The sequence below is a fragment of the Flavobacterium psychrotrophum genome, assembly GCF_003403075.1.
Classification (GTDB): Bacteria; Bacteroidota; Bacteroidia; order Flavobacteriales; family Flavobacteriaceae; genus Flavobacterium; species Flavobacterium psychrotrophum.
The window spans coordinates 1403329-1418154 of sequence record NZ_CP031557.1; the positions used below are offsets into that span (position 1 = coordinate 1403329).

14 protein-coding genes are annotated in these 14826 nt (G+C 40.3%); 6 read left to right on the forward strand and 8 right to left on the reverse strand.

The window, feature by feature from the left end; translation table 11 throughout:
* Positions 1-20 precede the first annotated feature (20 nt).
* Positions 21-620 carry a hypothetical protein gene (locus tag DYH63_RS06105; RefSeq protein ID WP_116790753.1) on the reverse strand — a complete coding sequence of 200 codons (600 nt, stop codon included), beginning with the start codon at positions 618-620 and terminating at the stop codon, positions 21-23.
* Positions 621-804: 184 nt separating this feature from the next.
* On the opposite strand from DYH63_RS06105, the gene DYH63_RS06110 reads away from it, so the two are divergent.
* Positions 805-1983, forward strand: coding sequence for an AIR synthase related protein (locus tag DYH63_RS06110; RefSeq protein ID WP_116787963.1), 1179 nt, complete (start codon positions 805-807; stop codon positions 1981-1983).
* A 97-nt stretch (positions 1984-2080) separates the two neighbouring features.
* Here DYH63_RS06110 and fumC read toward each other — a convergent pair whose 3' ends face one another.
* Positions 2081-3478 (reverse strand): class II fumarate hydratase, encoded by a 1398-nt coding sequence (gene fumC, locus DYH63_RS06115; RefSeq protein ID WP_116787964.1) that lies wholly within the window; start codon positions 3476-3478, stop codon positions 2081-2083.
* Between the two features lie 220 nt (positions 3479-3698).
* Here fumC and DYH63_RS21245 point away from each other — a divergent pair, with 220 nt between their 5' ends.
* On the forward strand, positions 3699-3863 hold the full coding sequence (locus DYH63_RS21245; RefSeq protein WP_162926943.1) for a hypothetical protein: 165 nt from the start codon (positions 3699-3701) through the stop codon (positions 3861-3863).
* Positions 3864-3926: 63 nt separating this feature from the next.
* Here the strand turns inward: DYH63_RS21245 and DYH63_RS06120 are convergent, their stop codons facing one another.
* The 3 genes from DYH63_RS06120 to DYH63_RS06130 all read right to left on the reverse strand — a co-directional run bounded on the left by DYH63_RS06120 (position 3927) and on the right by DYH63_RS06130 (position 7347).
* Complete coding sequence (locus tag DYH63_RS06120; RefSeq protein ID WP_116787965.1) at positions 3927-4364, reverse strand: response regulator; 438 nt, start codon at positions 4362-4364, stop codon at positions 3927-3929.
* A 97-nt stretch (positions 4365-4461) separates the two neighbouring features.
* Positions 4462-6741, reverse strand: a complete 2280-nt coding sequence (locus DYH63_RS06125; protein WP_116787966.1) for an ATP-binding protein — start codon at positions 6739-6741, stop codon at positions 4462-4464.
* A 6-nt stretch (positions 6742-6747) separates the two neighbouring features.
* Positions 6748-7347 carry a biliverdin-producing heme oxygenase gene (locus tag DYH63_RS06130; RefSeq protein ID WP_116787967.1) on the reverse strand — a complete coding sequence of 200 codons (600 nt, stop codon included), beginning with the start codon at positions 7345-7347 and terminating at the stop codon, positions 6748-6750.
* Positions 7348-7663: 316 nt separating this feature from the next.
* Here DYH63_RS06130 and DYH63_RS06135 point away from each other — a divergent pair, with 316 nt between their 5' ends.
* The 4 genes from DYH63_RS06135 to mtaB all read left to right on the forward strand — a co-directional run bounded on the left by DYH63_RS06135 (position 7664) and on the right by mtaB (position 13570).
* Complete coding sequence (locus DYH63_RS06135; RefSeq protein WP_116787968.1) at positions 7664-7882, forward strand: hypothetical protein; 219 nt, start codon at positions 7664-7666, stop codon at positions 7880-7882.
* 111 nt (positions 7883-7993) lie between these two features.
* The gene (locus DYH63_RS06140; protein ID WP_116787969.1) at positions 7994-10516 is read left to right on the forward strand and encodes a YfhO family protein; all 2523 of its coding nucleotides are present in this window, start codon (positions 7994-7996) and stop codon (positions 10514-10516) included.
* A gap of 41 nt (positions 10517-10557) precedes the next feature.
* Positions 10558-11844 carry a glycosyltransferase family 4 protein gene (locus tag DYH63_RS06145; RefSeq protein ID WP_116787970.1) on the forward strand — a complete coding sequence of 429 codons (1287 nt, stop codon included), beginning with the start codon at positions 10558-10560 and terminating at the stop codon, positions 11842-11844.
* 391 nt (positions 11845-12235) lie between these two features.
* Complete coding sequence (gene mtaB, locus DYH63_RS06150; protein ID WP_116787971.1) at positions 12236-13570, forward strand: tRNA (N(6)-L-threonylcarbamoyladenosine(37)-C(2))-methylthiotransferase MtaB; 1335 nt, start codon at positions 12236-12238, stop codon at positions 13568-13570.
* A 34-nt stretch (positions 13571-13604) separates the two neighbouring features.
* Here mtaB and DYH63_RS06155 read toward each other — a convergent pair whose 3' ends face one another.
* From DYH63_RS06155 to DYH63_RS06165, 3 genes are read right to left on the reverse strand one after another with little or no spacing between them, the layout of a single operon-like run.
* Entirely contained in the window at positions 13605-14165 is a 561-nt protein-coding gene (locus DYH63_RS06155) for a DUF8465 domain-containing protein (protein WP_116790754.1), read from the reverse strand.
* Positions 14155-14340, reverse strand: a complete 186-nt coding sequence (locus DYH63_RS06160; RefSeq protein ID WP_116787972.1) for a hypothetical protein — start codon at positions 14338-14340, stop codon at positions 14155-14157. Before DYH63_RS06160 ends, DYH63_RS06155 begins: the two co-directional genes overlap by 11 nt.
* Positions 14341-14350: 10 nt before the next feature.
* Positions 14351-14809 carry a hypothetical protein gene (locus tag DYH63_RS06165; RefSeq protein ID WP_116787973.1) on the reverse strand — a complete coding sequence of 153 codons (459 nt, stop codon included), beginning with the start codon at positions 14807-14809 and terminating at the stop codon, positions 14351-14353.
* Positions 14810-14826 lie beyond the last annotated feature (17 nt).

The window sequence follows — 14826 nt, forward strand, 5'->3', positions numbered from 1 at the left end:
TACTTTTAGACAATGTCCATTTATATCTGTCCTGTATTATTTATCAGTATATAAGGTATTACTGTTTTATTCCACTTGTCACTATATAATCTTTTGGCATGGTCTTTTGCAAGATTATAAAAACTATCCCACTGTTCAGGATAAATAGTCTGGCAGCCTTCGCTGGAGGTAGAGTTGTAACTGCCACGGTGTATATTAATGCCAAACCCCGAACCGGTAAATTCGCCATCCATCCCATCGCGCGTTACGGTTGCATTTCCAAGGCGTTGACATATTGCAGGGTAACTTGAACTCCCATTATGAGTGTCAAACTTATGACAATAATAAATACCGGGTTTTAAGGTAGCAATTCCTTTTTTTGAGGGTGTTGCCCGGCGATATACTGATGGATCAGTATTGGCATTAAAGGCAGACATGGCTTCGGGAGCAGCAATAAACAGGGCATCATCATAAATACCACGGTCATTAACGGCTGCTGCTCCTAGTGTATTTAAATAATAGCCTCGAATTCCAACAATAAACAATGGATATTTTTCTGTATCAAGATTGTATGGCGCTATCAATTCTTTTAGTCTGGTGTAGGACAAACGTGGTTTTGCCGAAGGTAAAGTTACGCTCATTTGTTTTTTATTTATTTGTTTTACAGTGTTTTGCATAGTAAATATAAATATTTTATAAGTTTAAATAGCTAAACACTAATGGTGATTTTTGCACTACTTTATACTTCGTTAATTGGCATGTCAAAAAATTGGCGCATTGCTACATTACAATTATCTTTGCCGGTAACAACACAAACTACAGCACATGAGTTCTGATACGAGCAAACGCTACAGCCAGCGTGGAGTTTCGGCTTCTAAAGAGGACGTACACAACGCGATTAAAAATATTGATAAAGGGCTTTTTCCAAAGGCTTTTTGCAAAATTGTACCCGATTATCTTACCGGTGATGCCGATTATTGCCTTATAATGCACGCCGATGGCGCAGGTACTAAATCGTCTCTTGCTTATATGTATTGGAAAGAAACCGGCGATATATCAGTATGGAAAGGCATTGCACAAGATGCGCTTATCATGAACATAGACGACCTGCTTTGTGTAGGGGCTGTAGATAATATCATGCTCTCATCTACCATAGGGCGTAATAAGAATTTGATTCCGGGAGAAGTAATTTCTGCTATCATAAACGGTACCGAAGAGCTTATTGAAGAACTTAAGGGGTATGGCGTTACCATACACTCTACCGGCGGCGAGACAGCCGATGTGGGCGACCTTGTACGCACAATTATTGTAGACAGTACAGTAACGGCACGTATAAAGCGCAGCAATGTTATTGATAATGCTAATATACAGGCTGGTGATGTTATAGTGGGATTAGCTTCTTACGGGCAGGCCAATTATGAAAAAGGCTATAATGGCGGTATGGGTAGTAACGGTTTAACCTCTGCACGCCATGATGTATTTAATAAATACCTTGCAGATAAATATCCTGAAAGCTTCGATGCGGCTGTTCCGTCTGAACTGGTGTACAGCGGTAATATTAAACTGACCGATGAAGTGGAGGGTAGCCCAATAGATGCCGGTAAGCTCGTATTATCTCCTACGCGCACCTATGCACCGATAATTAAAAAGATACTTGGTAAATATACGCCTGAAGATATTCACGGAATGGTGCATTGCAGTGGTGGTGCCCAAACTAAGGTGCTTCACTTTGTAGATAACGTTCATGTTATAAAAGATAATCTTTTCCCGGTATCTCCTTTATTTAAACTGATACAGGAGCAAAGTGGTACTGACTGGAAAGAAATGTACCAGGTGTTTAACAGCGGCCACCGTATGGAACTGTATGTACCTGAAAGTATTGCGCAGGATATTATTGCAATATCAGAATCTTTTGGTGTACCTGCTCAAATTGTAGGCAGGGTAGAAGTATCTGAAGCTAAAAAACTGACAATAAAAAGCGAGTACGGTACTTTTGAGTATTAGTATTTAGTTATGAGAATTGAAATTCCTCCTATAGTAGGATAAAAAATAAGGCCATCCCGAAAGAGATGGCCTTGCTATTTTAAAGTAGTGTTTACTCTTATTTAAGAGAACCTACCATATCTTCCGGTTTTACCCAGGCATCAAAATCTTCAGGGGTTACATAACCTAAACGTACTGCCTCATCTTTAAGGGTAGTGCCATTTTTATGTGCTGTTTGTGCAATTTCGGCAGCTTTGTAGTAGCCTATTTTTGTATTAAGAGCTGTAACAAGCATTAGTGAGTTGTCTACAAGCTCTTTAATACGAGTGTAGTTTGGCTCTATGCCCTGTGCGCAGTGCTCGTCAAACGATACACAGGCATCTCCCAGTAAACGTGCAGACTGTAAGAAGTTTGCAGCCATAACCGGCTTAAATACATTAAGCTCATAATGGCCCTGCATACCGCCTACGCCTATGGCTACATCATTACCCATTACCTGTGCGCAAACCATAGTAAGCGCCTCACATTGAGTAGGGTTAACTTTACCCGGCATGATAGAAGATCCAGGCTCGTTTTCAGGAATTATTATTTCGCCAATACCAGAGCGTGGACCAGAAGCGAGCATACGCACATCGTTAGCAATTTTATTTAATGAAACAGCAAGTTGTTTAAGTGCACCATGTGTTTCTACAATAGCATCATGAGACGCAAGTGCTTCAAACTTATTAGGAGCCGTTACAAACGGGTGTCCTGTAAATTTAGCAATGTATTCAGCAACTTTTACATCATACCCTTCTGGAGTATTAAGGCCAGTACCTACAGCAGTACCGCCCAGGGCAAGTTCGCTAAGGTGGCTAAGTGTGTTTTTAACGGCTTTAATACCATAAGTAAGTTGCGCGGCATATCCGCTAAGCTCCTGTCCCAGGGTTAGGGGGGTAGCATCCATAAGGTGCGTACGGCCTATTTTAACCACGTTCATATACTCTGCAGATTTTGCAGCAAGTGTGTCGCGCAGTTTTTCTACACCCGGCAGGGTAACTTCTACAACTGCCTTATAAGCAGCAATGTGCATACCTGTAGGATAAGTGTCGTTGCTCGACTGCGATTTGTTTACGTCGTCGTTAGCTTTAAGTACCGGTTCGCCTTCGCCTATTTTGCCTCCGGCAAGTACCTGTGCGCGGTTAGCCACCACTTCGTTAACGTTCATGTTACTTTGTGTACCAGAACCTGTTTGCCATATAACTAACGGAAATTCGCTATCCAGTTTACCTTCCAGTATTTCATCGCATACCTGTCCTATGGCATCACGTTTCTCAGCGCTTAGTACGCCAAGGTCGTGGTTTGCATAAGCAGCTGCTTTTTTAAGGTAAGCAAAGCCTTCTACAATTTCTTTTGGCATAGAGCCTGACGGGCCTATTTTAAAGTTGTTGCGAGAACGTTCTGTTTGTGCTCCCCAGTACTTATCGGCAGGCACCTTAACTTCGCCCATCGTGTCTTTTTCAATCCTGTATTCCATTTCGAAAAATGATTTTTATGGTTTTTTATAAATTTAGGTTAACGGCTCCCTAATTACCTGGCTGTGTGCAGGCGGGTGTAAGCCAGCCAAATTTAAGCAATAATGAATCCTTAAGAAAATGTTTTCGCCTTTAATTTTATCTGAATTTTTATCGCCTTTTTAATTGTTTTAGAAGATTGAAAGCCCTAAATTTGGTGCTCAATTCAAAAAGTTCCGGAATATGTTTGAATTTCAAGAGTACCTGGGTTTTATTGCTTTTCTTACCATAGCTACCATAGGTTTTTGGTTGCTGATGTTTCTTGCAAGCTTTGTATTTTACTGGCTTGGTGGTGCAACAGTAGAGCTTGTTAAAGAAAAGAGAGCCCTGAAAAACGATAAAGCGTAATTTATTGTTTACAATACAAAAGCCCCTTAATAGGGGCTTTTTATTTTTAGAATGATACTGAGATTATATCCTGTTTGCAATTTTTGCTACTTTCCAGTAACGCACCATGTCAGATATGAGGCCTTCATACTCAGCATAATCATTAGGTTTTGTAAAATAACCCTGAATAGATAATCCGTATGCTTTTTTCATAAACTCGGTATTATCTCCGGATGTGGTTAAAAATACATAAGGAATACATTTATCATTTAGTTCCTGATCCTGAAATATCAATTCTCTAAGCGCAAAACCATCCAGTTTAGGCATATTAATGTCTGATATTATAAGAAAAGGCGAACTGGTTGTTCCTTTAAGGTAATCTATTACTTTAGTACTGTCATCTATAAGTACCACTTTATTAGTGTAACCATATTTATTTAGCACATCATCAAAAACTTCGACTAAAACATCTCTGTCATCTGCATCGTCTTCTATAATAATTATGTCTCCGTTTAAATTCATATAATATTTATTTTTTTGCTAAAATAAACTATTTATGTTATTTTAATCTTACAATATTTAACTTCGGATTGTTAAAACTATACTAATGATACGATTTTTAAAATGATTCAGACTTTTTTATAGGAAAATACAGCGATATTACAGTGCCTACATTAACTGAACTTGATGCTGAGATATGCCCATTATGATTTTGCATTATTTTTTTGCACAATGCCAGGCCTACGCCACTGCCTTTGCTGTCAGGATCTGAATGCAGGCGTGTAAAAATATTAAAAATGCTCTGTGCATATTGCTGGTCAAACCCAATACCATTATCTGCAACATAAATAACCTGGTACAGTTCAGGATCATTAGCATTAAAAGGCTGTAATTCTTCAGCAGGTGTAATTTTTATTTCCGGTTTTTTTTCTGGAGCCGTATATTTTATAGAGTTGTTTATAAGATTACTAAATAGCTGCTTTAGTAAAAAAGAAATACCATTTATAACAGGCAGGTTATTGTCTATTATAATCGACACATTTTTTTCTGCAATAGTTTCAGATATTTCAAGAGATACTTCTTCTAACAGTTCTTTCAGGTCAATGTGCTCTGAACTGTCATCATTATATTTGAGGCGTGTATACTTAAGAATATCTATAAGTAACGTTTGCATACGGTTAGCCGAAGTATTCATTCTTTTAATAGAATCCTGTACTGTTTCAGGAAGATCGTGCTGGCGTGTTAAAATGCGCGATGCCATTAACTGTATTTTACGTAACGGTTCCTGCAGGTCGTGCGTGCTTATCCAGTTTATGTTTTCGAGTTCGCTATTAGTTTGCTTTAACAGTTCGCTCAGTTTGCGGTACTTTTCTTCTTCCTGTGTAATTACAAGCAGGCTTATCTGGCGTTGCAGGCTGTAGGCATAAGTTGCCGCAGCATCAAGTTCAGGTTGTAGCCAAGGCTTGCTTATACAGTCTACAATTTCTTTCCATAAAGCAAAAGACCTTCGTGGAGATAATCCTTTTTCATCTTTCTCAATAGATTTTGCAGGGTCTCCCGCCCAGTTCACTTCAGTTTTAGTTTCTGGCCTGTACCAGATTATGCAATTATTATTGTCAATATCCAGCGAATGGTAAATTATGCCTGAGACGTGCTGACAGTCTTCGGCAAATTCAGGTAAATAGTCAATCAGTTTTTCGGTACTGAAGTTTCCGTGTCTTGTATGGTTTGCCAGCCATTGTGCCAGCATTATTGTTTTTTCGTTATTTGGTGTAAGGCCGTGATTATATGCTGTACCGTTAAATATGATAGAAACGCCTGAGGTATTACAAATGTTTAATATTTCCGGGTTCTCTACAATAGCCTGAAGATCTGTGGCTTTATAAAGCGCATGGCTGTTCATTTTTTCTACGGCAAGGCTTGTTTTTCGAGAATGCTCATATTCTTCGGATGCCTGCCTTACATCAATTTGCGATGTAATAAAATGTCCCTGCAACTGGGCTGCAAGGCGAATTTCGGGAGTAAGGTTTTTAGGAGAATAGTGGTGGCAGGCTATAAGGCCCCACAATTTCTTTTTGTATATAAGCGATATAGTAAGAGTAGCGCCTACACCCATGTTGTGCAGGTACTGCACATGTATGGGCGATGTACTGCGCAATATTGCCAGGCTAAGGTCGAGGTTTTTATGCTCAGCATCAGCTATGGTATAAATAGGTACGGGTGTGTAATCTATATCATATATAAGGCGTAGCAGGTTGCGCATATAGAGCTCTCTTGCCTGTGCGGGTATATCGGTGTGTGGGTAGTGTAATCCTAAGAAAGGCTCCAGGTCTTCTCTAACGGCCTCGGCAAATACCTCTCCGTTATAATCTTTATCAAACCGGTACACCATAACGCGGTCATATCCGGTAATATCTCTGGTGCCTTCTGCTACCAGCTGGCAAAGTTCTTTAAGGCTATGGGTATCGTGCATGTAAGCAAGAAACTGCGATGTCTGGTCATATACATCTACGGCCTGGCGTGTAACCAGTGTTACCGGCTCTCCTTCGAGTATATAAATATCATCATCGTTTTTGTGTAGTGTGCATAAAAAATCTACACCGGCCAGAGTAAGCCGCAATAGTGTACTGCCCAGCATCATACCGTTATGCTCATACTCTCGTAGCGTATCAGCAGCTTCAGCGCCAAAAATTGTACCGAAGCTTTGCCCGAGTAGCTGGCTGTGAAACAGGCTAAGATATTCAGCAGTATTAGCACTACAATAATCTATAAGCAGTGTTTCGCCTTTAAGCCCCAGCAAAAAACCATGTGGCTGTATGCTGCCCGGTATGTGTATGGGTTCCTGTTCGCAATTGGTAAGGTTTACAATATCGCGGTTTACAATGTCCTTTATATCCATGTAATATTATACGGTGCTTTTAGAAAAATGCCTGTTAATTGCGTTGTAGGCATAGTTAGCACCTGCAATAATTTCTTCGCCTGCATTGTTAGCGGCTTCATAAGCTGTAAATTGATCAAGAAATGCTTTCCAGCGGCTGCCTGTCTGGCCTCCGTAGCCAGAGAAGTAAGCAGCGCCTTTTTCTGCATCGTGGCCCAGTACGCCGTTAATGTTTTTTAATATTACACGTCCGCCAAGGGTAGAACCTTCTATAACATATAGTACGCCCAGTGCAAATGGCAGGGTAAGGTTTTCTATACCGTCAGATAATGGCTTTTCGGCATCGGTAACTACAGCGCCTACAGCAGTAAGGTCAGCTTCTATAAGGTGTGTTTTATTACGGCTGTCAAGATCTGTTATTACAGTAGCAGTTATAGGGAAAATGTTTTCTTCGGCATCTTTAACTACATCACGCATTATGGTAAGGTAGTGTCCGTACTCAACATCGGTAACATCTGGTTTAAGTATTGATTCAGAAACAGGTAACGCTTCAAGCGCTACGTGCGATTCTGAAGTAAGGCTGCGTAAGTTTTCAAGAAAAGTTGGTGCAGATACAGTGTTGTTCATTAGATTGTAATTGAAATTAAAAATTTTATTTGTAAACGTAATAAAGTCACGTTATATAATAAACCATAAGGCTGTTCATACAATGTTACCTAAGCAAATATAACCATTTAAATTTGTAATAAAACATGATAAATATTCTGTTAGATAGGTTTAAAAAATGTAATATCTATAAAGTTAATTTAATATTTGAATGTATGTGTTGCTGTAATTTTAATCTTTTGCAGTAATTTTTTTAAATTGTAATGATATCTGTAAAATCATATAAAAAAGATTATGGACTTGCTGTTTAATTTTGTAGTCGGTAATTATGTTTTAAATGAAAAAGCTTCTATTCCTGGTTTCAATAGCAGGACTTATATGTGCTGTTTATTGTATGGTAACAGGTTTTGAAGGCGGGTGTGATGCACAGAATCCTATGTTTTTTGCATTGCTGATTATCTTGCTTTTTAATAGTCTTGTGGGGCTTGTTCTTACATACCCAAAAAAGAAAAATAAGAAACAAAAAGAAGGCAGTAACACCAGTAACGACCTTTAATGAAATTTGGCTACACTATAGCCTACTGTAAAACAGCAAATGCTGCTGTGCTGTTTGGCGGAAAATAAGTATCTTCACGCCGTTTTTACACAAGGCACAAAGCATTCGCACATGAAAAATATCAGCAAATACTATCCGCAACTCTTAGCGGTACTAGGTTTTATCATTGTTTCCCTTATTTATTTCTATCCGGTTTTACAGCCCAATAAGGCTTTTTACCAGTCTGATATTGCTCAGTATACGGGTATGGCCAAGGAGCAAAACGATTTTAGGAAAGCTAACCATGGCGAAGAACCCTACTGGACAAATGGCGCCTTTGGCGGTATGCCTACCTATCAGCTTGGGGCTAAATATCCTTACAATTTTGTAAAGACTATAGACGGTGTTATCCGTTTTTTACCACGCCCGGCTGATTACCTTTTTATATATTTCCTTGGTTTTTTTATACTGCTAAGGGTTTTAAAAATAGATACGCTCAAGGCATTTTTTGGTGCACTGGCCTTTGGTTTCAGTACATATCTCATTGTGATACTTGGGGCAGGGCATAATGCCAAAGCCCATACCATAGCCTATATGCCGGTAATTATTGCCGGTATCATATTGGTTTTCAGGAAACGATATATAACCGGTGGTTTGCTTACGCTTTTTGCTGTAGCGTTAGAGATTAATGCGAACCACTTCCAGATGACGTATTATCTGCTGTTCCTATTGCTATGTATTGGTATTTATTATGTAATAGACATTGTTAAGCAAAAAGACTATAAGCACCTGGGTACATCTATGGGTGTGTTTGCTATTGCAGGTATAGTAGGTCTTGGGCTTAATGCTACGAGTCTTATGGCTACAGCCGAATATACAAACTACAGCATTAGGGGCAAAAGCGAGATAAGCTTTAAACCAGATGGCAAAGCTGTAACATCTAATGCTGCCATGGACCACAGCTATATTACAGAGTACAGTTATGGTAAGGCAGAAAGTTTTAACCTTATTGTTCCGGGGCTTTTTGGCGGCGGAACGGTAGAGAAATCTAAAGAGGGTTCTAAAGTCTACGACTTTTTTCTTAGCCTTGGCGTACCACCAAATGAAGCTTTGCAATATGTAGAAAAAACACCGTCTTACTGGGGTGACCAGCCTATAGTTGAAGCTCCGGCTTACATAGGCGCGGTAGTATTTTTCCTTGCGGTATTTGCACTTTTTGCAGATAACAGGAAACTAAAATATGCTTTTCTTGCAGGTGGTATTATTTCCTTGTTGCTTTCATGGGGTAAAAATCTCCCGGGACTTACCGACTTCTTTATCGAAAACGTACCGCTTTACGATAAGTTCAGGGCAGTATCTTCAATACAGGTGGTGTTAGAGCTTTGTTTACCTGTGCTTGCATTTATGGGGCTGCAAACGTTCTTTAAATTAGATAAAAAAGACCAGTTTAAATACCTTTGGCAGTCTGTTGCTGTAGTGGGCGTAGTGCTTGTAGGACTGCTGTTTGCTAAAGGCTCATTTAATTTTGAAGGCACACGTGATGCATACTTTGCAGAGCAGATATTTGGACCTGATGGTGCCAAGCAGGTAGGGCCGGGTTATATAGCAGCACTTAAGGAGCAGCGTATGGATCTTTATACAGGCGATATTTTCCGTTCATTACTGTTTATACTGGGTGCAGCGGTAGCGCTTTGGCTGGTAACAAAAGAAAAACTGAAAGAAACAACGGCGGTAATTGTGGTGGGGCTTTTAGTAGTATTAGACCTGTTTACAATAGACCGCAAATATGTAAATGCCGAAGACTTTGTGCCGGCACGCCAAATGGAACAGCCTTTTGAGATGACTGCCGCCGATGCCGAAATCAAGAAAGATGAAGGCCACTACCGCGTATACGAACCGTTTGCAAGGTTGCAGGGACGCACATCTTACTATCATCAGTCGGTAGGGGGGTATAGTGCCGTTCGCCCTCGCAGGATGGATGAATTGTTTACCTATTCTTTTGAGAAAGGTACCAATATTGATATTTCTCAAATTATAAAGAATCTTGACCAGCAGTCGTTTGCCATGACGGGCGCTGTGCCGCAGCTTGACCTGCTAAACGTAAAATATATTTTACTGCCGGGGCAGGAGGGCGACATTGTGGTAACCAATCCGTTTGCATCAGGTCCTGCGTGGTTTGTAAATAAAATACAGCCTGTAACTACAGCCGATGAAGAGTTGAAATCTGCGCTTAAGCTGGATGTAAAACACGTGGCGGTAGTAAATAAAGATAAGTTTCCTGATGCGGTTGCTAAGACCTCTTTTGTGGTAGATAGCACAGCAACAATTAAGTTAGATACCTATGAGCCAAACCACTTGGTTTACTCATCATCAAATAAAAATGAAGGTTTTGCGCTGTTTAGCGAAATGTATTATGGCAAAGGCTGGAATGCGTATATTGATGGCAAGGCAGTACCACACTACCAGGCAGATTATGCCATACGTGCACTTAATGTACCGGCTGGGCAACATAAAATTGAGTTTAAATTTGAGCCGCAGGTTATTAAGACCGGAGGCATCATATCACTGATAAGCTTTATTATTTTCCTTGGTTTATTAGCCGCAGGTATTTGGTATGAAAGGAAGCAGGCAGTAAGGCAAGAGGCAAAAGCCTAAAGGAAAGCGAGAAGCCCAATCTGAAATCTAAAATCATAAATCTGAAACCAAAAGTCCTCATAGTAACCTATTACTGGCCGCCCGCGGGTGGGCCGGGTGTACAGCGCTGGCTTAAGTTTGTTAAGTACCTGCCAGATTTTGGTATTGAGCCTATTGTTTACATACCGGAAAACCCTACCTACCCATTAATAGATGAAGGATTGCTTGCAGAGGTGAAGCCGGATACAAAAATTATAAAACACCGCATTATAGAGCCGTATGCCTGGGCTGCTGCTTTTAGTAAAGGCAACACCCAAAAAATAAGCAGCGGCATTATTCCTGATAAAAAAAAACAAAGTGCATTGCAGCGTCTTATGCTTTGGGTAAGGGGCAACGTTTTTATTCCAGATGCACGTGTGCTTTGGGTTAAGCCATCTATAGCATATTTGTCAAAATATATTCAGGAAAATAATATTGACACCATAATTACTACGGGGCCACCACACAGCCTGCACCTTATAGGCCTTGGCCTTAAAGAAAAGCTTGGGGTAAAATGGCTGGCTGATTTCCGTGACCCGTGGACAACCATTGGCTATCACAAAGAACTCAAACTTGGTGCTTCGGCAGCAAAAAAACATAAGGATCTTGAGTATAAGGTACTCAATACTGCAGATACCGTTATTGTAACCAGCCCTACAACAAAAAAAGAGTTTGAAGCGCTTACCACAAAGCCCATTGCAGTTATAACCAATGGTTATGATGTAGAGAAAATAGTGCGACAGCCGCTTGATGAGAAGTTTACCCTGGCACACATAGGCTCGTTTCTTAGCGAACGTAATCCTCTAATACTATGGCAGGCCATTGCCGAACTTATTGCTGAAAATGCCGACTTTAAAACGCATTTTGAGCTTAAGCTGATAGGGGCGGTAAGCAGGGAAGTACTAGAAGGCATCAATCAGTATAAACTTAATGATTATGTAAATAACCTTGGCTACATACCCCATGCCGAGGCTGTGGCACAGCAGCGAAAAAGCCAGGTATTACTGCTTGTAGAGATAGACAGGGAAGAAACAAAATGCATTATTCCGGGTAAGTTATTTGAATATATGGTTTCTGAGCGGCCGATATTGGCGATAGGCCCTGAGGGAGCCGACTTTGCCGAAATAATGCGCACTACAAACAGTGGCGTATTTGCCAGATATACAGATAAAGATAAGGTTAAGCAAACCCTGCTGAGGTACTTTGATGAATATGCAAAAGGTACTTTAAAATCGCATCCTATAGGCCTGCAGTATTATTCCCGTAAAAACCTTACCGGACAGTTAGCAGAAGTTCTGAAAAAGGTTTAGATCGGCTTTTTATTTTGGTCAAGTTTTGTTTTTCACAAATCCCTTTAGTTATATCATTAGTAAATTTATTGTAATCAAAACGGTTTAAATACCACGCTGATACGCCAAGTCGCCAAGCTTTGCGACTTATCAGTCGATTGTGTCTGAACTTAATAAGAATACAACTTTGCGTCTCGGCGCCTTTGCGAGAAAAAATTATTTAAACTACATTTATCTGGTATTATCACCTCCCTTTAAATCGATGCGCATTTCGTAATTGCCGAAATTTGTGAAAATTCGAGTAATTCGTGGCTTATTTTTTTGTGAATAGTCTCTCCTGAATGATATTTCATAACTCAACTTTTGTTCGTAACTTCGCAGGCTTATTTATAAGGCTTTAGGCTTAATGATTATGGAAAACAGGAAGAAAGTCGCTTTTTATACACTGGGTTGCAAACTGAACTTTTCAGAAACCAGTACCATTGCACGCAGTTTTGCTGATGAAGGTTTTGACCGTGTTGATTTTGAAGACCCGGCAGACATTTATGTTATCAATACCTGCTCGGTTACCGAGAATGCGGATAAGCAGTTTAAGCAGATGGTAAAAAAAGCCCTGAAGTCTAATAACAAAGCCTTTGTTGCCGCTGTAGGTTGTTATGCCCAGCTAAAACCAGAAGAACTTGCCGCTGTAGACGGTGTAGACCTTGTACTGGGCGCTACCGAAAAATTTAAGATTACCGATTACATAAACGACCTGTCTAAAAACGATATGGGCGAGGTGCATTCCTGTGAAATATCTGAGGCCGACTTTTATGTAGGCAGTTATTCTATAGGCGACCGTACCCGTGCGTTTCTTAAAGTGCAGGACGGCTGCGACTATAAATGTACATACTGTACCATACCGCTGGCACGTGGTATTTCCCGTAGCGATACGCTGGAAAATGTACTTAAAAATGCAAAAGAGATATCTACACAAAATATTCGTGAAATTGTACTTACCGGCGTAAACATAGGCGACTATGGCAAAGGTGAATTTGGCAATAAAAAGCACGAGCATACTTTTTATGAGCTGGTTCAGGAGCTGGATAAGGTAGAGGGTATTGAACGCCTGCGCATCTCATCTATTGAGCCTAACCTGCTTAAAAATGAGACCATTGATTTTGTGAGTAAGAGCCGCACTTTTGTGCCGCACTTTCATATACCATTACAATCGGGTAGTGATGATATCCTTAAGCTAATGCGCCGCCGCTACCTGCGTGGCGTATATACAGAGCGTGTAGGCAAAATACGCGAAGTAATGCCACATGCCTGCATAGGGGTAGATGTTATTGTAGGTTTCCCCGGCGAGACAGATGAGCATTTCCTGGAAACATACAATTACCTTAACGAAATGGACATTAGCTACCTGCACGTGTTTACATACAGCGAACGCGATAATACCCCGGCTGCCGAAATGGGTGGTGCCGTACCCGCTAATGTACGTGCAAAACGCAGTAAGATGCTAAGGGGGCTTTCGGTTAAAAAGCGCCGTGCATTTTATGAAAGCCAGTTAGGTACTACTCGTACCGTTTTATTTGAAGGAGAAAATAAAGAAGGTTACATACAGGGCTTTACAGAAAATTATGTAAAGGTAAAAACACCATGGAATCCTGAGTTGATTAATACGCTTCATGAAATAAAGCTGACTAAAATTGACGAGGATGGCCTTGTAAGGATGGAGTTTGTAAACGAGCCTGTATTTGCATAAACGACAATTATAGTCATTAATACAATACTGTATTTTATCGGTTTGGGTTTTGCTTAATGTATACTTCTGTAGCACCCAGGCCATATTTTTGGTAATCGGCATCGCCAAAGGTAATGCCGTCATAACGGCCAAGTAAAAAATCGAGCTCTGATTTTAAGATACCTTCGCCTACGCCGTGTATAAACACCACTTTAGGAATGCGGTTTTTAATAGCAAAATCAAGCTGGCGTTGTGCAGTATCGGTTTGTATGGTAAGGATGTCGTAATTGTTCATCCCTTTCTTATTAGGCACCAGCTTTTCGATATGGAGGTCTATTTCCATTATAGTGCCCGTATCTTTTTTAGACTTTTTCTCTTTTACAAAAGAGCGTTTTTTAGGGGTTTCTTTTTCCCTTAAAACAGCACCTACGCTCTTTCCTGCAAAGAAAGAGCGCATTTCGTTGCTGTTATTTACTATAACAAGTTCAGCCTCGTCAAAAAGCAGTTCAAAACCGTCGGTAGTTTCTATACTTACCTTTCCCTTTTGGTACGCCCTTACGGTACCGTTAAAAGAGTCGTCTAAAACGCTTACTTTATCTCCTGGCTTAAACTTCATTGTCAGTATCTTTTTGCTCATTCTTGCCGGGCACTTTGCTCATTAAGCGCATCAATCCTAACATAAAAACTATAATAGCCCCCACCATCAGGTAGGGGTTAGGTTTAGCCAGCGATTGTTCATACAGCGCAATAAAGGCAGCGGCAAACATGAGTATGATATAAATTGTCTTCAATTATCTTAAATTAAAAGCGTCCGCCCATTGAAGCTGCCATAGAAATAAAGTAGCCTATAAGCGCAATATAAGCTATTATACCCAGTATAACATAAATACCTACAAACATATAATGTTGTTTAAGGCTGCTAAAGCTCTCTGTAAGAAGTTGCGTATTTACTTCAGCAATAGCTCTTTTTACCCTGCTCGAAAACCTGAAAAGCTGTACTACGGGCAGCGCGCCCAGTATTGTAAAGGCAAGGCCTACAACTCCAAATGTAGTGGCAGGAAATGGTACACCACCACTTGCCATTGCACTACCGGCAGCAAACATGGTAAGACATCCTAAAAGGCCAAATCCTAAACCTATAAAGCCAAGGATAGATAAAAACATGGCCCAGTTAGCAGCTGTGCGCAAAAAATCCTGTGCTACGGGTGTAACCTGAAGTTCAAAAGAATCAAAAGATGATTTAGTGGAATAGTTTTCCATGGAAAATTAATTAATTG